The organism is Acidovorax sp. SUPP1855 (assembly GCF_030158955.1).
GTDB lineage: Bacteria > Pseudomonadota > Gammaproteobacteria > Burkholderiales > Burkholderiaceae_C > Paracidovorax.
The window spans coordinates 35,367-56,051 of record NZ_BQXI01000009.1; the positions used below are offsets into that span (position 1 = coordinate 35,367).

Consider the following 20,685-nt stretch of genomic DNA (forward strand, 5'->3'; position numbering starts at 1 on the left):
CCTTCGCCCGAACCGCCTGCCCACACGATGTCCCGAACCCTGCACCTGGCCGAACAGCTCATTGCCCGCCCCTCCATCACCCCGAACGACGCGGGCTGCCTGGATCTGCTGGCCGACCGCCTGCGGCCGCTCGGCTTCGACTGCGAACGCATGGACAGCGGGCCGGACGATTTCCGCGTCAGCAACCTTTGGGCAAAACGGCCTGCAGCACAATCAGCGCTAGGGCATGGCGCTATCAAAACTGTAGTATTCGCCGGCCACACCGATGTGGTGCCGACCGGCCCCGTCGAGCAATGGGGCAGCGATCCGTTCACGCCCATGCACCGCGGCGGCAAGCTCTATGGGCGCGGCGCGAGCGACATGAAGACCTCGATCGCCGCCTTCGTCGTCGCCGTGGAAGAGTTCCTGGCGGCCACGCCCAAGCCGGATCTGCAGATCGCGTTCCTGCTCACCAGCGACGAAGAAGGCCCCTCGGTGGACGGCACCAAGGTCGTGGTCGATCGGCTGCGCGAGCGTGGCGAGGCGCTGCACTACTGCATCGTGGGCGAACCCACGTCGGTCGAGAAGACCGGCGACATGATCAAGAACGGCCGCCGCGGCACCCTGAGCGGGCGGCTCACCGTGCGGGGCGTGCAGGGCCACATCGCCTACCCGCAACTGGCACGCAACCCCATCCACCAAGCCCTGCCGGCGCTGGCCGAACTGGCCGCCATCCGCTGGGACGAGGGCAACGCCTTCTTTCCGCCCACCAGCTGGCAGATCAGCAACATGCACGGCGGCACGGGCGCGACCAATGTCATCCCGGGCGCGGTGGTGATCGACTTCAACTTCCGCTTTTCCACCGAATCGACGGCCGAGGGCCTGAAGCAGCGCGTGCATGCGCTGCTGGACCGCCATGGCCTCGAATACGGCCTGTCCTGGACCTTGGGCGGGCAGCCCTTTCTCACGGAGCCCGGCGAACTGGTGCGGGCCGTGCAGCAGGCGGTGCTGGATGAAACGGGCCTGGACACCGAGCTGTCCACGACCGGCGGCACCAGCGACGGCCGCTTCATCGCGCAGATCTGCCCGCAGGTGATCGAACTGGGCCCGCCCAACGCCACCATCCACAAGATCGACGAGCACGTGGTGGTGGCCGACATCGAGCCGCTGAAGAACATCTACCGCCGCACGCTCGAGCATCTGAACGCACAGGCGGCCGCATGAGCGAAACGGCGCAAACCACCGGGGCTCCGGTGCATGGCGACACGGTCGGCGCCCTGATCGCCTCCGGGACCGCGCGGCTGGAGGCCTCGGGCGTGGCCTTCGGGCACGGCACCGCCAATGCGCGCGACGAGGCCGTGTGGCTGGTGCTGTGGCGCCTGGGCATTGCCCTGGACGAGCCGCTGGACGATGGCCTGGAGCCCGTTTCCGCCCGACCCGTGGCTGCGGCCGATCAAGCCCGCGTGGCCGCGCTCTTCGAAGAGCGCATCGCTACCCGCAAACCCGCGGCCTACCTGACGCACGAAGCGTGGTTGCAAGGCGTTCCGTTCTACGTGGACGAGCGGGCCATCGTGCCGCGCAGCTTCATCGCCGAACTGCTGGTGAACCCGCCACCGGATGGAGGCATCGACGGGTTTCTGGGCGAGCAGACGCGAGCCGTGCTGGACCTGTGCACCGGCAACGGCAGCCTGGCCATCCTGGCGGCCATGGTCTATCCGGACGTACAGATCACCGCGGCCGACATCTCGCCCGAAGCGCTGGCCGTGGCCCGCATCAATGTGGACAAGCACGGCCTGCAAGAGCGCGTGGCATTGCAACAGTCCGACGGACTGGACGCTGTGCCGGGCCCGTGGGACCTGATCCTCTGCAACCCTCCCTACGTGAATGCCCAGAGCATGGCGGCGCTGCCCCAGGAGTACCGTGCCGAGCCCGCGTTGGCCCTGGCCGGTGGTCCGGATGGCATGGACTTCGTCCGCCGCCTGCTGGCACAGGCGCCCGGCTGTATGAGCGAAGACGGCGTGCTGGTGCTGGAGATCGGCAACGAGCGCAGCCATTTCGAGGCCGCCTTTCCGGACCTGCCCGTGTTCTGGCTCGACACGAGCGCCGGCGAGGACCAGGTGCTGCTGATCACCCGTGAGGCACTGGTGGCACACCCGACCTGATTTCGCGCCGCCGACCGGGGGCGCCCAGGCGCCCTGCTCCCTTCGCGCGGGCCGCCGTTTGCCGCGCGTGCCGGGCTGGTGCTTGCCATCCAGCCCCCGTTTTTTCTTCGGGCGTTTTTTGAACGCCCTTGCTGGTTCTTATCGATGATCACACTCAAAAACGTCACCTTGCGCCGCAGCGCCAAGGTCCTGCTCGACCGCGTCTCCGTCACCATCAACCCCGGGGAGAACGTGGGCCTGGTCGGGCGCAACGGCGCGGGCAAATCCAGCCTGTTCGCACTGCTCAACCGCACGCTGCACGAGGATGGCGGCGACTTCTTCATTCCGCCGCAGTGGCGCATGGCCCAGGTCGCGCAGAACATGCCGGAGACGTCGGAGTCGGCCACCGAATTCGTGCTGAACGGCGATACGCGCCTGGCCGAACTGCGCCAGGCCCTGGTCCAGGCCGAGCAGGACGAGGACGGCATGGCCATCGCGCATGCCTATTCCGACCTGGCCGATGCCGGCGACCACGACGCCGTGCCACGCGCCCAGGCGCTCATCCTGGGCCTGGGGTTCCGCGTGTCCGAACTGGAGCACCCCGTGAACAGCTTCTCGGGTGGCTGGCGCATGCGCCTGCAACTGGCACGGGCGCTGATGAGCCCCAGCGACCTGCTGCTGCTCGACGAACCCACCAACCACTTGGACCTGGACGCCCTGGTGTGGCTGGAAGCCTGGCTCAAGCGCTACGCCGGCACGCTGATCGTGATCAGCCATGACCGCGAATTCCTCGATGCCATCACCAACGTCACGCTGCAAATCGAGAACGCCCAGCTGAACCGCTACGGCGGCAACTACAGCCGCTTCGAGGAACTGCGTGCCCAGCAGATCGAACTGCAGCAGGCCTCGTTCGCCAAGCAGCAGGACAAGATCGCCCACCTGCAGAAATTCATCGACCGCTTCAAGGCCAAGGCCAGCAAGGCCAAGCAGGCGCAGAGTCGGGTCAAGGCGCTGGAGCGCATGGAAAAGATCGCCCCCCTGCTGGCCGAGGCGGAATTCACGTTCGAATTCAAGGAACCGGTCAACCTGCCCAACCCCATGCTGGCAATCAGCGACGCGTCGTTCGGGTACACGCCCGAGGAAGGCGAGCCGACGACCATCCTGCGGCACGTGAGCCGCTCCGTGCTGGCAGGCCAGCGCATCGGCATCCTGGGCGCGAACGGCCAGGGCAAGTCCACGCTGGTCAAGACCATCGCGCGCGAGATGAAGCCGCTGGCCGGCTCGGTCACCGAGGGCAAGGGCTTGTCCATCGGCTATTTCGCGCAGCAGGAACTGGACGTGCTGCGGCCTTCCGAGAATCCGCTCGAGCACATGATCCGCCTGGCCAAGGAACTGGGCCCCAACGCCCGCGAGCCCAGCCGCGAGCAGGACCTGCGCAGCTACCTGGGCAGCTTCAATTTCTCCGGCGACATGGTCAAGCAGTCGGTGGGCACGATGAGCGGTGGCGAAAAGGCCCGCCTGGTGCTGGCGATGATCGTCTGGCAGCGCCCCAACCTGCTGCTGCTGGACGAGCCCACCAACCACCTGGACCTGGCCACCCGCGAGGCGCTGTCCATGGCGCTCAACGAGTTCGAAGGCACCGTGATGCTGGTCAGCCATGACCGGGCGTTGCTGCGGGCGGTGTGCGATGAATTCTGGCTGGTGGGACGGGGCGTGGTCGGCCCGTTCGACGGCGATCTGGACGATTACCAGCGCTACCTGCTCGAGGAATCCAAACGCCTGCGCGAGCAGGCCAAGGCGGCCGAGTCGGCGGCTTCGTCTGCGCCCCTGGTGGTGACAGCCTCGCCGGTGGCAGCCCCCGTTGCCCCTGCGCCTTCGGTGACGCCCGCACCAGTGGCCGCTGCGCCCGTAGCGCGCGATGCGCGGGAGCAACGCAAGCTGGGTGCGCAGGCCCGGCAGCAGCTGGCCGAGAAAACCCGGCCCTTGAAGCGCGAACTGGAGAAGGTCAACCAGCGGTTGGCCGCGCTCACGGCCGAGAAAGCCGAGATCGAGGAACGCCTGACCCAGCCTCTGCCTCCCGCCGAAATCGCGGAAAACGGGCGCCGGCTGAAAGCCTGTGCCGATGAAACCGACCAGCTCGAAGAGCGCTGGCTGGAAATTTCATCCGAGGTGGAAGCTCTCGAATCTCAAGCCAGCGAAGCGTAAAACCATGTAACCATTGCCACTGAATTCCGATCCAGTGGCAAATGGGGACTCATTGATTAGCTATGTTTTTAGGAGCAAAAAAATCGCCGTCAACTGGTTGCGTTTTTTTGCATTCTTCTGTCAACGGGCTTTCCGGGCGGGGCGTTGTTCATCCATCACAGGAGATAACCGTATGACTACCACCGCTATCATGTCCGCCTGGCCCGAAGACGAACGCGACCGCAAGCGCGCACCGGCCCGCCTCTGAGGGCTGGCGCTTCGGCCCAGAAGGCTCAGGTCACCTCGACACCACAGCCTCCGCCAGCGCCTCCTTCCCTTCTCCCCCATTTCCTCCCCCCAATTGAAAAAACCCCGTCTCGGCGGGGTTTTTGTTGCCTTGACGGGCGCCGCGCAAAGCGGCATCCGCCGTTCAGCCCATGTGCAAGCCGCCGTTGACCGAGAAATCGGCCCCCGTGGCGTAGCCGCCCTCTTCCGAGGCCAGCCAGGCGATGATCGATGCGATCTCGCTCGGTTCGCCCAGGCGTTTGACCGGAACGGTGGCCACGATCTTTTCCAGCACGTCGGGACGGATGGCTTTCACCATGTCGGTGCCGATGTAGCCCGGGCTCACGGTGTTCACCGTCACACCCTTGGTCGCCAGTTCCTGCGCCAGCGCCATCGAGAAGCCGTGCATGCCGGCCTTCGCGGCGGAATAGTTGGTCTGGCCGGCCTGGCCCTTCTCGCCGTTCACGCTGCTGATGTTGATGATGCGGCCCCAGCCCTTTTCCACCATGTCGCCCACGACCTGCTTGGTCACGTTGAACATGCTGTTGAGGTTGGTTTCGATGACCGCGTCCCAGTCTTCGCGCGACATCTTGAGGAACATGCGGTCGCGCGTGATGCCCGCGTTGTTCACCAGCACGTCGATGGTGCCGTGATCGGCCTTCGTGGCCGTGAAGGCATCCACGGTGGAATCCCAGTCGCCGACATTGCCCACCGAGGCATGGAAGGTATAGCCCAGCGCCTTTTGCTCGGCCAGCCACTTGGCGTGGTCGCGCGTGGGCCCGCAGCCAGCGATAACCTTGAAACCATCCTTGTGCAAACGCTGGCAGATGGCCGTTCCGATGCCACCCATGCCCCCTGTGACATACGCTACTTTCTGGTTCATGTGAGTTCTCCTTATCAACGATTCACGCGAGCACTCTAACCAAGATTCCACGCCCGGCCGCTGAGGAAAACACCGAGCCACACAAATTTTGACAAAGCCATGCGGGGCCCGCGTGCTATCAGAACCGCAGCAGCGATGCCGCGGGCGAAAAAAAGCCGCACCGAAGTGCGGCTTTTGGCTTGAAGAAGCAGAAGGGCCGCGGTCGAAGCACCGCGCGCCGTTCAGGCCCGCTCGACCGCCAGCGACACGCCCATGCCGCCGCCGATGCACAGGGCGGCCACACCCTTCTTGGCGCCGCGGCGCTTCATCTCGTGCAGCAGCGTGACGAGCACGCGGCAGCCGGACGCCCCGATGGGGTGGCCGATGGCGATGGCGCCGCCGTTCACGTTCACCTTGGCGGCATCCAAGCCCAAAGCCTGGTTCACCGCGCAGGCCTGGGCGGCGAAGGCCTCGTTCAGCTCGAACAGGTCCACGTCGTCCGCCGTCCAGCCGGCGCGCTTCAGGGCCTTGCGGGTGGCCGACACCGGGCCCATGCCCATCGTGGCGGGATCCAGGCCGCTGGTGCCGTAGGACACGATGCGTGCCAGCGGCTCCAGGCCCAGTTCGGCGGCCTTCTTGGCGCTCATCACCACCACGGCGGCGGCGCCGTCGTTCAGGCCCGACGCATTGCCCGCGGTCACGGAGCCGGCCTTGTCGAAGGCCGGGCGCAGGCCCGACAGGGCCTCCGCATTGGTCTTGCGGTTGAGGTATTCGTCGGCGTTGAAGAGCACGGGGTCGCCCTTCTTCTGCGCCAGGCTGACGGTCACGATCTCGTCGACGAACTTGCCGGCATCCTGTGCCGCGGCGGCCTTCTGCTGGCTGCCCAGGGCCAGCGCGTCCTGCTGCTCGCGGGTGATGCCGTGTTCCTTGGCCACGTTCTCGGCGGTGATGCCCATGTGGTATTGGTTGTACACGTCCCACAGCCCATCCACGATCATGGTGTCGGTCATCTTCCAGTCGCCCATGCGCTGGCCTTCGCGCGAGCCGTTGAGCACGTGGGGCGACAGGCTCATGTTCTCCTGGCCGCCGGCCACCACGATCTCGCTGTCGCCCGTGGCGATGGCCTGGGCGGCCAGCATGACGGCCTTCAGGCCCGAGCCGCAGACGGCGTTGATGGTGAGGGCGGGGGTTTCCTTGGCCACGCCGGCCTTCATCATGGCCTGGCGTGCGGGGTTCTGGCCGACGCCGGCCGTCAGCACCTGGCCCATGATGACTTCGCCGACCTGGTCCAGCGTCACCTTGGCGCGGGCCAGGGCCTCCTTGATGACGATGGCGCCCAGTTCGGTGGCGGGGGTCTTGGCGAGCGCGCCGCCGAATTTGCCCACGGCCGTGCGAACGGCGGAAACGATGACGATGTCTTCCATATCAGTCCTTTTTGTGCAGAAACGGGAATCTTGAAATCGGGGAGCCCTGCGGGCCGCGGCGCGCCCGTGCGGCCGATTGTCTCAGCCGCCCGGCACACGCACTGCGGCGTCAGGCTTTTTGCTTGACGTAGCGCCCCGGCGCCGGTTCGGTGGCCTTGAAACGCGTGCCACGACCATAGGCCTTGGGCGCCGCGACCAGCTTGCCCGCATGGCCCTTGAGCCAGCGCGACCAGTCGGTCCACCAGCTGCCGGGATGCTCGGTGGCGCCCTTGAGCCATTCGTCGAGCGTGCCGGGCAGCTGGCCATCCTCGCGCAGCCAGTGGCTTCGCTTTTTCTTGGAGGGCGGGTTGATCACGCCGGCGATGTGGCCGGACGCTCCCATGGCGAAGCGCTTCTTGCCCGGCAGCACCTGGGTGGAGGCGTAGGCCGCGTCGATGGGCACGATGTGGTCCTCGCGCGAGCCGTAGATGTACACCGGCAGATCCACGAGGTTCAGGTCGATGGCCTCGCCGCACACCGTGAGCCGGCCGGGCCGCACCAGGTTGTTCTCGAGGTAGAAATTGCGCAGGTACCAGGCATAGAAGGGCCCGGGCAGATTGGTGCTGTCGCTGTTCCAGTAGAGCAGGTCGAACGGTGGCGGCGTCTCGCCCTTGAGGTAGTTGCCCACCACGTAGTTCCACACCAGATCGTTGGGCCGCAGGAAGCTGAACGTGGAGGCCAGATCCTGCCCCTTCATCATGCCGCCCTTCCCCATCTGCAGCTCGCGGAACTGCACGAACGCCTCGTCGATGAACACGTCCAGGATGCCGGTGTTGGAAAAGTCGATGAGCGTGGTGAGGAAGGTGGCGCTCGCCACCGGCTCTTCGCCGCGCGCGGCCAGCACGGCCAGCGCATTGCTCAGGATGGTGCCGCCCACGCAGAAACCCAGGGCGTTGATCTGCGCCGCGCCGGTGATGTCCTGCACCGTGCCGATGGCGGCCAGCGCCCCCTCTTGCACATAGTCGTCCCACGTTTTATGGGCCAGCGAATCGTCGGGATTGCGCCAGCTCACGACGAAGGTGCGGTGCCCCTCGCTCACGGCATGGCGGATCAGCGAGTTCTCGGGCTGCAGATCGAGGATGTAGAACTTGTTGATGCACGGCGGCAGCATGAGGAAGGGCCGCTCGTGCACCTTGTCCGTGAGCGGCTTGTATTCGATGAGCTGGAACAACGCGTTCTCGAACACGACCGCGCCCTCGGTGGTGGCCACGTTGCGGCCGACCTCGAACAGGCTTTCGTCGGTCATCGAGACATGGCCCTGGCGCAGGTCGTGCAGCAGGTTGGCCACGCCCTTGGCGATGCTCTCGCCCTGCGTTTCGATGGCTTTCTTCTGGGCCTCGGCATTGAAGGCGAGGAAGTTGCTGGGCGCCATGGCGGCCATCCATTGCTCCACGCCGAACCGGATGCGCGCGCGGGTCTTGGCATCGGCTTCGACCGCATCGACCAGGCCCATGAGGGTTCGCGCGTTGAGCAGGTAGGCCGCCGCCGAGAAGGCCGCCACGGGGTTCTGGGCCCAGGCCTCGCTGCTGAAACGGCGGTCCGCGCTGGCGTTGGCCTGCGCGCCCTGCGTCCACAGCGTGGTGGCCTCCTTCACGTACTGCTGCTGCAGGGCCGCGAGCTTTTCGGGGGCGAATTGCACCGGCGCTGCAGGCGCCTTGGCGAAGGCGCCTGCAGCGCCCGCCGGAGCGGCCTGCTGGAAAGCCTGCATCGCCTGGGTCCAGCCCTTGCCCAGCATTTGCTGGAACTGCTGGAATGCCTGGGTGTCCGCTCCCCAGGGTGCTTCAGAATCCGCCATGTTCGTCTCCTCCACAAGAATATGCATGGCCGCGTCAGGGGCGGACCATTGCGGCCATTGTTGCCGAGCGGCGAGCACCGTGGCAACGCCGCTTGCCTTTTTTCACCAACTGCCTTCCAACCCAGGCCCTCACATGTATCTCGTTGTCATTGGATGGCTGTATGTCACGCTGCTGATGGCGGTGGCCGAAGCCATGGCCCCGAACGGCACGGTGCTCGGCGCCATCATCACCTTTGGCCTCTACGGCCTGCTGCCCATGTCGATCGTGGTGTACATCCTGGGCACGCCGGGCCGCAAACGCGCGATCCACGCGCGGCAACTGGCCGAGCGCGAGGCCGCGCAGGCGGCAGCCGCAGGGCAGACGCCTGGCCCCACGCCAGCGCCGCCATCAGCCGCCGGCGGCATGGTCGAGCCAGATGCAGGCGGCGAAGCGCCCGCTGCCGCCGAAGGCGCTGCCGTACCGGTGCGAAAAGAACCGTGACGGCTGGCCCACGGTGCACCACGCGGCGCTGCCGTCGTTGCCGTAGACGCGGTCCACGCCCAGGGATTGCAGCCGCTGCCGCGCCAAGCCGGCCAGATCGGCGAGGTATTTGCCTCCGCCCTGAGGGCTGAAATGCCGGTCGGCCGCAGGCAGCGCGTCGCAGAACGCGGCGCGCACTTCCGGGCCCACTTCGAACGCCGTCGGGCCGATGCAGGGGCCCAGCCAGGCGATGCAGTCGGCCCGGGAGTCGGCCGCCAGCTCCGCCACGGATTCCAGTGCCTGCGAGGCAGATGCTACTTTTTTCATAGCAATATGCCCTAGATCTGATTGTGCTGGAGGCCTAAAACACTCCAAGGCCGCTTCCAGCACGCCGCGGCCGTCCTGCCCTGCCAGCCCGCGCCAGCCCGCATGCGCGGCCGCCACGCGGGTGCCGCGCGCATCGGTCAGCAGCACCGGCAGGCAATCGGCCACCATGATCGTGCAGGCCACACCCGGCCCGGTGGCCGTGCAGGCATCGGCCTCGGTGCCGTCCGGGGTGTCGGGGCCGAGCACGGCCACCTGCCAGCCATGCACCTGGCGCAGGAAGACGGGCCGGGCCGCCTGGCCGTCACCCCAGCGCAGCGCGTCGCCCAGGATGCGCCGGTTGGCCTGCACCGCCTGCGGATCGTCCCCCACGTGGTCGCCCAGGTTGAGCGCGCCGTAGGGCGCGGCGCTGACACCGCCAGCGCGCGTGGTGCACAGCGCGCGCACGTGGGCGGGCGCCGGCCAGTCGGGCACCAGCCAATCGTGGCCCGGTGGTGGCATGGACATCGGGCCGATCAGGCTTCGTGGTCCGGGCAGGCGGACGGGTGCGCGCCCTGGAAGGCAGGCAGCGCCATGGCGGCTTCCCACGCGGCCATGGTGAGCGGCAGGCCGTCCAGGTTCACGCGAAAGCGCTGGGCATTGAAGATCTGCGGCACCAGGCAGCAGTCGGCCAGCGTGGGCACGTCGCCCCAGCAGAACTGCGAGGGGGCCAGTCCCGCGGCCTGCCGCTCCTGCGCCAGCAGGCCCAGCTGGCGTTCGAAGGCCGCCAAGCCGTTGCGCGTCCAGTGGTGGTACCAGGCGGTCTTGGTGTCTTCGCTCTGCTGCAACTCCTGCGTGAGGTACTTGAGCACGCGCAGGTTGTTGATGGGGTGGATCTCGCAGGCGATCATCTGCGCCAGCGCCCGCACCTGGGCGCGGCCGAGCGGGTCGGCGGGCAGCAGGGGCGGCTCGGGGTACGTCTCGTCGAGGTACTCGATGATGTCCATCGACTGCGCCAGGGTGTGGCCGTCGTCGGTGACCAGCGCCGGCACGAGCGGATCGCCCAGCCGGTCGGCATAGGCGGGAAGGCGGTGTTCGGCACGCACCAGGTGCACCGGCACATAGTCGTAAGGCAGGCCCTTGATCCCCAGGGCGATGCGCACGCGGTACGAGGACGATGAACGAAAGTAGTTGAACAGCTTCATGGTGCGACGAGCATAACGCCGCCCTGCCGGGGACAGCGACCACGCCGGCCCCGTGGCACACTGCCGGTTTGCGCCCGCGCCGGCACGATGCCGCCGCGCGGCCCTCGCAGCACCCGGCGCGGCCAGCCCCGCGCCGTCCCTTTTCGAAGAAAGGCAGACATGAGCTATGTGATTCCTCCCGCGGCCGTGGCCAGCGTGCCCGTCATCGGCACCGGCGACCGATTCCCCGTGCACCGCATCTACTGCGTGGGCCGCAACTACGAAGAACACGCCAAGGAAATGGGCTTCACCGGCCGCGAGCCGCCCTTCTTCTTCATGAAGCCCGCCGACGCCCTGGTCGTGGTTGATGCCGGCCAGACCGGCACGCTGCCCTACCCCACGCTCACCGCCAACCTGCACCACGAGATCGAACTGGTGGTGGCCATCGGCAAGGGCGGCAAGGGCATCACCGCGGCCGACGCGCTGCAGCATGTGTATGGCTATGCCGTGGGCCTGGACATGACGCGCCGTGACCTGCAAAACGACATGAAGAAGCAGGGCCGCCCCTGGGAGATCGGCAAGGCCTTCGAGCACAGCGCCCCCATCGGCCCCATCACGCCGGCCGCGCAGGCAGGCAACGTGGCGCAGGCCGCGATCTGGCTGCAGGTGAACGGCGCCGACCGCCAGCGCAGCACCGTCTCGCAGCTGATCTGGAACATCGCCGAAACGATCGAGCACCTGTCGGCCGCTTGGGAGCTGCAGCCCGGCGACCTGATCTTCACGGGCACGCCGGAGGGCGTGGCCGCCGTGGTGCGCGGCGACACGCTCGAAGGCGGCGTGGACGGCCTGGGCACGCTGCGCCTGGCCGTGGCCTGACAGCCTCGCGACCCAGGGCCCCGCCCTGGGTCTCTGTTCCTGCTCCGCCGCCCCACGACGCTCATTTTTCAGAAAAACGAATGACCTCCCGCAGCCCCATCAAGCACTGCCGCGAATGTGGAACGGCCGTGGTGTACCGCGTTCCCGACGATGGCGACACCAAGCACCGCGCCGTCTGCCCGGCCTGCCACACCATCCACTACGAGAACCCGCTGAACGTGGTGGGCACCGTGCCCGTATGGCACGACCAGGTGCTGCTGTGCCGGCGCGCCATCGAACCGCGCCGGGGCAAGTGGACGCTGCCCGCGGGGTTCATGGAACTGAACGAAACCACCGCGCAGGGCGCGGAGCGCGAGACCGACGAGGAAGCCGGCGCGCAGATCCAGATGGGGCCGCTGTTCAGCCTGCTGAACGTGCAGCACGTGGGGCAGGTGCATTTCTTCTACCTGGCCCAGCTGCTCAGCGACGCCTTCGATCCGGGCTATGAAACCCTGGAGGCGCGCCTGTTCACCGAGGACGAGGTGCCCTGGGACGAGATCGCCTTTCGCACTGTGAAGACCACGCTGGAGCGCTATTTCGCCGACCGCAAGGCGGGCAGGTTCGGGCTGCACTGCGTGGACATCGACTGACCCGCCTGCCTTCGCAGGCCATGCCCTGCCGCCGGCCCCATGGAAAAAGGGCGCCGCCACGTCACCGTGGCCTGCGCCCTTTGGCTTTTCGGGGGCCGCTACCGGCGCGGTCGCCCGAAGATGGCCTCAGCCGATCACTTGAGCCACTTGTCGGCCGACTGCTTGAGCGTGCCGCGGGCGTCCAGCAGGCCCCAGACGAACTCCATCACGCGCGAATAGTCGGCATCGTCCTTGGGCAGCATGAAGCCCAGGGTGTTGGTGGGCGTGAGCGGCGCGTCGATGAACGCGGCGGTCAGGCGCGGGTCGGCCTTGGCGTAGTGCAGGGCTTCGTAGGTTTCGGTGATCATCACGTCGCCCTTGCCTTCCGCGATGAGTGCGGGGATTTCGGCGTTCTTGTCGTGCGTGCTGACCTGCGCGGCGGTCAGGTTCTGCAGCACGAAGGTTTCGTTGGTGCCACCGGGGTTCTTGATGACGCGCACGGAAGATTTGTTCAGGTCCTGCAGCGTCTGGTACTGGGCCTTGTCGGCCGTGCGCACCAGCGCCACCTTGCCGAACGGCGCGTAGCCGGGGAGCATCTCGATCTGGCGAATGCGCGTGACGTTGCGGGTGATGCCGCCCACGGCCACGTCGAACTTGTCGCCCTGCAGGTCCTTCATGAGGTTGGGCCAGCTCGTGGCCACGTACTCGACCTTCACGCCCAGTTCCTTGGCCATGAGCTCGATCACGTCGATGTCGTGGCCGCTGTAGCCGGCATCGGTCTTGATGGCGAAGGGGCGGTAGTCGCCGGGCGTGCCCACGCGCAGGACCTTGCTTTCCATGATCTTGTCCAGCCGGGGGCCGGCGTGGGCAGCGGTCACGAGCGACAGGCAGATCACGGCGCCAGCGGCGACCAGGGAACGCATTTTTCGAGCAATCATGGCAAGGGTATCCAGAGGTTGAGGGGGAGGATCGCAACGGCGCGGCGGCCATGGCACCGGCCGCGAACGCACCGCTGGCAAGCATAGCGGAGAGCGGTCGCGCTGCGGTGCATGGCATGCGGAAAGCGCGTGTATGCGACACCCGTACCCGTCAACAACACGTTGGCACCCTCGAAAGCTATCGGGATCAAATCTTGCGCACGCGCCGCCGATGCAGTGCATAGCCGGTAATCGCGCCAACCAGCGTGGATGCCGGCAAAACCCCGAACACCAACACGATTGCCAACGTGTTGGATTGCTCATCATTGAGGGGGTAACCCGTCCCAAACAGGCGGTCGTAAGTCAAAGAGCCCAGCACGCCGAAGGCCGCGCCCAACAGTGCCCCGAAAATGACGTGAAGAGCCGCTTTCATGCGAGTTGCCAGAACCATACGGCCTGGGCTTTTTCCATATCGGAAACGTCGCTAAAAATGCTGTGGACGCCAAAACCGCCGATGCGTAAGTGAATGCGCAGCCATGACCCACGGTCGCTCAACCGGCTACCGTTCCATAAGTCGATGTGGTCCCCCTGCATTCCTGGCCCCCAGTAGTTTTGAAAGAATACGAGCCCAGTGCGGTCCTTCATGCCCGCACTGCCCTCTGCGTGACCGAATGCCTGCGCGCCTGTGAACTTTTCTATGCGGATCGGCAAGCGGGTTCCTCCAGCCGCCACCCAGTCGGCCACCTCCTGCGCACGGATCGGGTACTTCTCCGTACCCTGTTGCCAGGATCGCACCCCTCGAAATGTATTGAAGTCCACGCCGGCACGCATGAGGGCGGCTGAAAAATTAATAGCGCACTGGTTTTCGTAGGCCGCTTTGTTCAGCAGAGGCGCATCGCCTTTGACGTTTGGATGGTTTTTCCAGATATCTTGAAAGTTTGGCATTGCGCTGACGGTCATGCGTTTGTATTGCCCACCGGCAAATACCGGCCAGTGGCTTTCCCTTGGAGCCGGGCATTATAGGAACGCACGCTTGTGTGAGACTGATTCAAGATTTCAAGGCTTGGATTCGATGAAGAACGGCAGCCCGCCGCCCGCCGAGGCCGGAGCCATGGGCGCGGCGGCATCGCCGGTACCGCCACTCTGGGGAGAGGCCGGTGACGGCGCGGCAGGCTGCCCCGGTGACTGCGGCACCGCCGGCACGGTCGGCTGCCCGCCGAAGCTCGCGCCCGGCAGGCCGCCGCCGCCCTCGATCGGCGTGGCCACGGGCGGCGCGTCGGGCGTGGCATCCTGCAGCGGCTTGAGCGGCGCCTCGGAAATGTCCGGGGCCTCGGGCAGGTTCTGAGGCGCCGACGCCTCGGAGGCCGGACGCATCGCGGGCTCGACCGGGGCCATGCCCTGCGCTGGCGGCGGCGTGTCGGCGGCCGGGCCGGTGCGGCGGCCGAAGAGGTCGTAGACCCAGGTGCGCACGCCGCCCACGGCGTTGTCCACCCAGCCGCTCTTTTCCTCCTCGTCGATGAACCGCTCGCGCGCATCGATCACCTTGGTGCGCAGGGCCTGCTGGAACACCTCGCCCACCATGGGCAGCGCGCTGTGGGCGCCCTGCCCCCAGTAGTCGCTGCGCAGGGTGATGCGGCCGTCGTTGAAGCCGGCCCAGGCCCCCGCCACCAGTTGCGGGTGCATCAGGATGAACCAGCCGTCGGTGTTGTCCTGCGTGGTGCCGGTCTTGCCCGCCACGTCGGCGGTGATGCCGTAGCGGGTGCGGATCGCGGCGCCCGTGCCCTTGTCGATCACGCCGCGCATGGCGTCGCGCAGGGTCTGCACGGCCGAAAGGCCCGCGGCCCGCTCGGGGTCGGCTGGGGCGAAGTCCTCCAGCACCTTGCCGTTCTTGTCTTCGATGCGCGTGATGACGATGGGCGCGCGGTACTGGCCGCCGTTGGCGATGGTGCCGTAGGCGGCCACCATTTCCTTGAGCGTGACGGGGCTGGTGCCCAGCGCCAGCGAGGGCACCACATCCAGGCGCGACTCGCGCACGCCCATGGCCTGGGCCCACCGCGCCACGCGCTCTGGGCCGACCTTCTGCATGACCTGCGCGGTGATGGTGTTCTTGGAGTACGCCAGGCCGTCGGCCAGCGTCATGGGCGCGTTGCTGGGCGGACCTTCATCGGTGGGGCGCCAGACCTGGCGGCCGCCCAGGGGAATCTCCACCGCCTCGTCCATCAGCGTGTCGGTGGGCAGCAGGCCGTTGGCGAAGGCCGCGCCGTAGACGAACGGCTTGAAGGTCGAGCCCGGCTGGCGGCGCGCGGCCTGCACGTGGTCGAAGGGGTCGGTGGCGAAATCGCGGCTGCCCACCCAGGCCCGCACCTCGCCTCTGCGCGGGTCCAGCGCCAGGAAGCCGGCCTGCACGCGCGTTTTTTGCTGGCGCAGCTGGCGCATGAAAGAGGCGTCGTCCAGCAGGCCCTGCAGGGCTTCGTCGGGCGTGGCGCCCTTGGCCACGGCGGCCTCGTATTGCGCCGATTCGCGCACCAGCGCCTGCACCAGCGGGCCCTTGGGGTTCCAGGCGCTGCGCGAGGCCCAGGCGCCGTCGGCCACGCCCTGCAGCTGCCGGCCCTGGCGGGCGACCGCCTGGTTGGCGAGGGCCTGCAGGCGCGAATCGATGGTGGTGCGGACCACCAGGCCATCGGCGTACAGGCTGTAGCCGTTGCGGTCGGCCCAGTCGATGAGCTGCTTGCGCAGCTGCTGCGCCAGGTGCGGCGCGGGGCCAGCGGTTTCGATCTGGCGCTCGAAGCGGATGCGCAGCGGCCGCTTGGACAAGGCGTCGTACTCGGCGGCGGACAGCTTGCCGCGCTTTTTCATCTGCGACAGCACGGTGTTGCGCCGCTCCTGCGCGCGCTCGGGGTTGAGCACGGGGTTGTAGTAGCTCGTGCCCTTGAGCATGCCGATGAGCGTGGCGCTCTCCAGCACGGTGAGCTTGCCGGCCGACTTGTCGAAGTACGTGCGCGCGGCCATCTCGATGCCGTAGGCGTTGTACAGGAACGGCACGGTGTTCAGGTAGGTCTCCAGGATCTCGTCCTTGGAGTACAGCACCTCGATCTTGAGCGCCGTGATGGCCTCCTTCAGCTTGCGCGTGAGCGTGGGCGCGCGGCCGATGTCCTCGGGGTAGAGGTTGCGCGCGAGCTGCTGCGTGATGGTGGAGCCGCCCTGCTTGTCGCCGCCCAGGGTGCGGATCAGCGCCGAGCCGGTGCGCCGCCAGTCGAGGCCGAAGTGGTCGTAGAAGCGGTGGTCCTCGGTGGCGATGAGCGCGTCCTTCACGGAAGGGGCGATGTCCTCCAGCGCCACCCATTCGCGGTTGACCCATTTGTATTCGGCCAGCAGGCGGCCATCGGCCGAGACGAGTTGCGCGGGCTGCTCGGTCTTGGCCTTGCGGATGTCGCTGATGGCCGGGGTGAACGGGACCAGGGCCAGCACGTACAGCAGCAGGGCCAGGGGCACGGCCAGCAGCGCCCAGAGCACCGCGCGGCGGGACCGCAGGTGGCGGGCGGCGAAGGCCCAGGCGCGCGCCAGCAGCGGCGCGGCGTGGCCCCGCCACGCGGCCGTCAGGCGCGCGCGCAGGGAAGCAAGCACAGGGGGCATCGGGGGCTCAATGGTCGAAAAGGGCTCATGCCCTAGGTTGATATGTCTTGATAGCTATCAAATACATAGCAAATGCACGATAGCGACCGCACGTGCTCATGCGCTCTCGCGGCCCAGCAAGGCCAGCATGCCGGCCTCGTCGAGCACGGGCACGCCCAGCTCCTGCGCCTTCACCAGCTTGCTGCCGGCCTCCTCGCCGGCAACGACGTAGCTGGTCTTTTTGCTGACCGAGCCCGCCACCTTGGCGCCGGCCGCCTCCAGCAGGTCCTTGGCCTCGTCGCGGCTCAGGGTGGGCAAGGTGCCGGTGAGCACGATGGTCTGGCCAGCCAGGGGCAGCACGGCCCGCTCGGCCGGCGCGCCTTCGGGCCAGGTGACGCCGCAGGCACGCAGTTGCTCCACCACCTCGCGGTTGTGCGGCTGGTCGAAGAAGGTGCGAAGGGACTCGGCCACGATGGGGCCGACGTCGTTCACCTCCAGCAACTGCTCCACGCTGGCGTCCATGATCGCGTCCAGGCCGCCGAAGTGGCGCGCCAGGTCCTTGGCGGTGGCCTCGCCGATGTGGCGAATCCCTAAGCCGAACAGAAAGCGCGGCAAGGTGGTCTGCTTGGATTTCTCCAGCGCGGCGAGCACGTTCTGGGCCGACTTTTCCGCCATGCGCTCCAGGCTGCTGAGGGCGGTGAGGCCCAGGCGGTACAGGTCTGGCAAGGTGCGGATGACCTGGCCCTCGACCAACTGGTCCACCAGCTTGTCGCCCAGGCCCTCGATGTCCATGGCGCGCCGCGCGGCGAAGTGCAGGATGGCTTCCTTGCGCTGGGCGGCGCAGAACAGCCCGCCCGAGCAGCGGTGGTTGACCTCGCCCTTTTCGCGCACCACGGCGCTGCCGCAGATGGGGCACTGCCGGGGCATGCGGAAGTTGGGCACGTAGGGCTGGCGCGGCGGTGCGGGCAGGCTGACGGGCGCGTCGCAGCCGGCGGCATCGGCCAGATCCACCAGGTCCACCAGCGCATCGGTGGCCGCCGCAGCGGCGGCGTCTTCACGGACGGGCTCGGGCGCCGGCATGGCCGCGCCCAGCGCCGGCGGCACCACGGCCACGACCTCGGGAATCACGTCGCCCGCGCGCCGCACGATCACCTGGTAGCCCACGCGCGCCTTCTTGCGGCGCAGCTCGAACAGGTTGTGCAGCGTGGCGTTGGTGACGGTCACCCCGCCCACGAACACCGGCGCCAGCCGCGCCACGGGCGTGAGCTTGCCGGTGCGGCCCACCTGCACGTCGATGCCGTCCATCCGGGTGACCATCTCCTGCGCCGGGTACTTGTGGGCCACGGCCCAGCGCGGCTCGCGCGTGACGAAGCCCAGCTGGCGCCGCAGGTCCAGGCGGTTGACCTTGTAGACCACGCCGTCGATGTCGTAGGGCAGGCGATCGCGCGAGGCGCCGATCTCCTGGTGGAAGGCGATCAGCTCCTGAGCGCCGTGCGCCACGCGCACCTGCGCCGCCACCGGAAAACCCCAGCCTTTCAGCGCCTGCAGCATGTCGTAGTGCGTGCCGAAGTCGGGCCCGCCCTCGCCGGCCGGCGTGACGTCGCCCAGGCCATAGGCGAAAAAGCTCAGGGGCCGCTGCGCCGAGATGCCCGAATCGAGCTGCCGCACCGCCCCCGCCGCCGCGTTGCGCGGGTTGACGAAGGTCTTGCCGCCGGCCTCGCGCTGGCGTTCGTTGAGCTGGTCGAAATCGGCGCGGCGCATGTAGACCTCGCCGCGCACCTCCAGCACCGCGGGGGCGCCGTTCTTGCCGCCCGTGGGCAGCGTCAAGGGAATCTGGCGGATGGCGCGCACGTTGTGCGTCACGTCCTCGCCCACCTCGCCGTCGCCGCGCGTGGCGGCCTGCACCAGGCGGCCGTTTTCGTAGCGCAGGCTCATGGCCAGGCCGTCGAATTTGGGCTCGGCCACGTATTCGACGGGGGCGTCGCCCTCGGCCAGCTTCAGCTCGCGCCGCACGCGGGCATCGAAGGTGCGGGCGCCGCTGGCTTCGGTGTCGGTCTCGGTGCGGATGCTGAGCATGGCAACTCGGTGGCGCACGGGCGGCAGGCCCTCCATCACCGCGCCGATCACGCGCTGGGTGGGCGAGTCGGGGGTGACGAGATCCGGGTGGGCCTCTTCCAGCGCTTGCAGCTCACGGAACACCCGGTCGTACTCGGCATCGGGCACCGTGGGCTCGTCGAGCACGTAGTACTGGTGGGCCCAGCGGTTGAGCTGGGCGCGCAGCGCGTCGACGGCCTCGGCGGCTTGCAGGGGCAGCGCTCCGGCTGCGGAAGGTTTGGAATCAGTCACCACGGATGGAACCCAGAAAAGTAGGAGGCTCCTGCACGTTCACAGGAATGGCAGCGGGCATGGCGCGCTGCAGGAAATCCACGACCCGCGCATCGAGCCGACCGAACCCGGGGCGCACCTCGATGGGCTCGCCCGCGTGGCGCTCGAACACGTAGCTGCGCTGGCCCGGCGTGCCCTTGACCACGATGGCCCGGACATCTGCCAGCGGCACCTGCACGTGGCCGGGGCGCACGTTCTGAGGCAGGCTCAGAAAGACTTCCGAACCGTCGATGCGCACCAGGGGCTTGCCCATGCGGCCGAATTGGCGCCGGGCACGCCAACCGGCGATGGCGGGGGCGATGAACAACCCCAGGTAGAGCAGGCCAAAGTAGTTGAACCTGCCGATCGTCCGGTACTGCCACAGCGCAACACCCGCGACCACCAGGCAACCGATGGCTGGCAACCAGCGGTCCAGGACGGCGTTCGAGGGGCGAAACAGCCCCTGGGGTGTTTCCACCACCGGGGGAAACAGCACGTGCCACCAGCGCATGGGGTGTCCTTTCGGCCCGGGATGACCGGCCACTCAGCTGAACAGGCGGCGCGCCAGCAGCGAGCCGGCCGACAACTCGCGGCTGTCCAGCTTGTCGTACAGCAGCTCCAGGTCGGCGGCGATGGGGTCCATGGTCATGGCGGGCAGCGGCGTGCCGTTCTGGTCGCACAGCGCGCCGTCCATGGCCTCGCCCAGGGCGGCGGCCACCTCGCGCAGGCGCGCGAACGGCTGCTCGGAGCGGTGCACCTGGGCCACGTCCAGGCTCAGCGTGATGTCGCGGATGGCCGACTGCTCCGGGTCGTCGGACAGGGCGAACTGCGTGTCGTAGGCCAGGGTGAGCACCGGCGGCAGGCCCGGGCCGCTCGCGGGCAGCACCAGCCGGCCGGGAATGGCGCCCGGCGTGAACCCCAGGCGCACGGCGTTCTGCTGCACGTAGCCGGGGCTCCAGGCCGCATGCCGCGCACGCAGCACGAAAGCCAGCTGCGCGTCGTGGTCGCCCGCGAACTGGTCCAGCTCGCGGGCGCGGGCCACCTCGTGCAGCATGTCGGGAAAGTCGGCCGCGGCGTTGATGGCGTCGGCGAAGCCCTGGGCCTTGACCACGAACTCAGAAAACTCGATCTCGTTGAGCGCACCCACGCGGTTGGCCAGCTGCACACCGGCCTGGAAGTGGCTGTAGCGCTGGCCGGCCACGGGCGTTTCCCACTGCTGGGTGGATTCGTTGAAGCCCTCGATGGCGAAGGCCTTGCTGCCCGCGCGGCGCGTGGGCGGCAGGGCCGCCAGGGCCGCGTCGCCCGAGACGATCTGCTCGGCCACCAGCGGGGCGATGGCGTCGATCAGCGGGTCCAGCCCGCCGCGGCGCTCGGAGGGCGGCACGGGCAGCTGCATCGCATCGCGCAGGTCGACGGTGTGGCCGTCGAAGGACGGGTCCGTGCCCGCGCCGGGCGCGTCGGCACCCTCCACCGGGGCGCCGCCGGCATCGAAGGCGGGCTCCTGGCGCAGCGCGGGCTCGGCCGCGCCGTCGGGCTCGGGCGGTTTCGCGCGCTTGGGGGCGTTGCGGTGGGCGGACCAGGCGTTGAAGGCGACGATGGCCGCCAGAACGACGCCGCCCGCGATGATGAGGCCAAGTTGGAAGTTGCTCATG

At 68.0% G+C, this 20,685-nt stretch carries 18 protein-coding genes; 6 read left to right on the forward strand and 12 right to left on the reverse strand.

What is annotated here, in order from left to right:
• The first annotated feature begins 27 nt into the window (after nt 1–27).
• The 3 genes from dapE (at nt 28) to AVMA1855_RS09995 (ending at nt 4,325) form a co-directional block, all read left to right on the forward strand.
• Entirely contained in the window at nt 28–1,203 is a 1,176-nt protein-coding gene (gene dapE / locus AVMA1855_RS09985) for a succinyl-diaminopimelate desuccinylase (protein WP_284425590.1), read from the forward strand.
• Nucleotides 1,200–2,141 (forward strand): 50S ribosomal protein L3 N(5)-glutamine methyltransferase, encoded by a 942-nt coding sequence (gene prmB / locus AVMA1855_RS09990; protein ID WP_284425591.1) that lies wholly within the window; start codon nt 1,200–1,202, stop codon nt 2,139–2,141. The genes dapE and prmB overlap by 4 nt, the downstream gene beginning before the upstream one ends.
• Before the next feature lie 144 nt (nt 2,142–2,285).
• A complete protein-coding gene (locus AVMA1855_RS09995) occupies nt 2,286–4,325 on the forward strand; it encodes an ABC-F family ATP-binding cassette domain-containing protein (RefSeq protein WP_284425592.1) in 2,040 nt (679 codons plus the stop codon).
• A gap of 409 nt (nt 4,326–4,734) precedes the next feature.
• Here AVMA1855_RS09995 and phbB read toward each other — a convergent pair whose 3' ends face one another.
• The 3 genes from phbB to AVMA1855_RS10010 all read right to left on the reverse strand — a co-directional run bounded on the left by phbB (nt 4,735) and on the right by AVMA1855_RS10010 (nt 8,709).
• Nucleotides 4,735–5,472 (reverse strand): acetoacetyl-CoA reductase, encoded by a 738-nt coding sequence (gene phbB, locus AVMA1855_RS10000; RefSeq protein ID WP_272569516.1) that lies wholly within the window; start codon nt 5,470–5,472, stop codon nt 4,735–4,737.
• A gap of 221 nt (nt 5,473–5,693) precedes the next feature.
• Nucleotides 5,694–6,875, reverse strand: a complete 1,182-nt coding sequence (locus tag AVMA1855_RS10005; protein ID WP_284425593.1) for an acetyl-CoA C-acetyltransferase — start codon at nt 6,873–6,875, stop codon at nt 5,694–5,696.
• Between the two features lie 109 nt (nt 6,876–6,984).
• A complete protein-coding gene (locus tag AVMA1855_RS10010) occupies nt 6,985–8,709 on the reverse strand; it encodes a PHA/PHB synthase family protein (protein ID WP_284425594.1) in 1,725 nt (574 codons plus the stop codon).
• A 133-nt stretch (nt 8,710–8,842) separates the two neighbouring features.
• On the opposite strand from AVMA1855_RS10010, the gene AVMA1855_RS10015 reads away from it, so the two are divergent.
• A complete protein-coding gene (locus AVMA1855_RS10015) occupies nt 8,843–9,190 on the forward strand; it encodes a hypothetical protein (protein ID WP_284425595.1) in 348 nt (115 codons plus the stop codon).
• On the opposite strand, the gene AVMA1855_RS10020 is transcribed toward AVMA1855_RS10015, so the two are convergent.
• Both AVMA1855_RS10020 and maiA read right to left on the reverse strand, forming a co-directional pair.
• The gene (locus AVMA1855_RS10020; RefSeq protein ID WP_284425686.1) at nt 9,098–9,994 is read right to left on the reverse strand and encodes a purine nucleoside phosphorylase YfiH/LACC1 family protein; all 897 of its coding nucleotides are present in this window, start codon (nt 9,992–9,994) and stop codon (nt 9,098–9,100) included. The genes AVMA1855_RS10015 and AVMA1855_RS10020 overlap by 93 nt on opposite strands.
• A 14-nt stretch (nt 9,995–10,008) precedes the next feature.
• Entirely contained in the window at nt 10,009–10,677 is a 669-nt protein-coding gene (gene maiA / locus AVMA1855_RS10025) for a maleylacetoacetate isomerase (protein WP_284425596.1), read from the reverse strand.
• A gap of 159 nt (nt 10,678–10,836) precedes the next feature.
• On the opposite strand from maiA, the gene AVMA1855_RS10030 reads away from it, so the two are divergent.
• Both AVMA1855_RS10030 and AVMA1855_RS10035 read left to right on the forward strand, forming a co-directional pair.
• Nucleotides 10,837–11,532 (forward strand): fumarylacetoacetate hydrolase family protein, encoded by a 696-nt coding sequence (locus AVMA1855_RS10030; RefSeq protein WP_272552681.1) that lies wholly within the window; start codon nt 10,837–10,839, stop codon nt 11,530–11,532.
• Between the two features lie 80 nt (nt 11,533–11,612).
• Nucleotides 11,613–12,161: an NUDIX hydrolase gene (locus AVMA1855_RS10035; RefSeq protein WP_284399787.1), complete on the forward strand. Its 549-nt coding sequence runs from the start codon at nt 11,613–11,615 to the stop codon at nt 12,159–12,161.
• Between the two features lie 134 nt (nt 12,162–12,295).
• Here the strand turns inward: AVMA1855_RS10035 and AVMA1855_RS10040 are convergent, their stop codons facing one another.
• From AVMA1855_RS10040 to AVMA1855_RS10070, 7 genes are all read right to left on the reverse strand, one after another.
• Nucleotides 12,296–13,078 (reverse strand): transporter substrate-binding domain-containing protein, encoded by a 783-nt coding sequence (locus AVMA1855_RS10040; protein ID WP_442867380.1) that lies wholly within the window; start codon nt 13,076–13,078, stop codon nt 12,296–12,298.
• A 187-nt stretch (nt 13,079–13,265) separates the two neighbouring features.
• The gene (locus AVMA1855_RS10045; protein ID WP_284425597.1) at nt 13,266–13,490 is read right to left on the reverse strand and encodes a hypothetical protein; all 225 of its coding nucleotides are present in this window, start codon (nt 13,488–13,490) and stop codon (nt 13,266–13,268) included.
• On the reverse strand, nt 13,487–14,017 hold the full coding sequence (locus AVMA1855_RS10050) for a type VI secretion system amidase effector protein Tae4 (RefSeq protein ID WP_284425598.1): 531 nt from the start codon (nt 14,015–14,017) through the stop codon (nt 13,487–13,489). Before AVMA1855_RS10050 ends, AVMA1855_RS10045 begins: the two co-directional genes overlap by 4 nt.
• Before the next feature lie 96 nt (nt 14,018–14,113).
• Nucleotides 14,114–16,690, reverse strand: coding sequence for a penicillin-binding protein 1A (locus tag AVMA1855_RS10055; protein WP_284425599.1), 2,577 nt, complete (start codon nt 16,688–16,690; stop codon nt 14,114–14,116).
• Nucleotides 16,691–16,786: 96 nt separating this feature from the next.
• Nucleotides 16,787–19,015 (reverse strand): NAD-dependent DNA ligase LigA, encoded by a 2,229-nt coding sequence (gene ligA / locus AVMA1855_RS10060; RefSeq protein ID WP_502870306.1) that lies wholly within the window; start codon nt 19,013–19,015, stop codon nt 16,787–16,789.
• Nucleotides 19,008–19,544: a hypothetical protein gene (locus tag AVMA1855_RS10065; protein ID WP_284425600.1), complete on the reverse strand. Its 537-nt coding sequence runs from the start codon at nt 19,542–19,544 to the stop codon at nt 19,008–19,010. Before AVMA1855_RS10065 ends, ligA begins: the two co-directional genes overlap by 8 nt.
• Nucleotides 19,545–19,577: 33 nt before the next feature.
• Nucleotides 19,578–20,684 (reverse strand): cell division protein FtsZ, encoded by a 1,107-nt coding sequence (locus tag AVMA1855_RS10070; RefSeq protein ID WP_284425601.1) that lies wholly within the window; start codon nt 20,682–20,684, stop codon nt 19,578–19,580.
• Nucleotide 20,685: the final 1 nt, after the last annotated feature.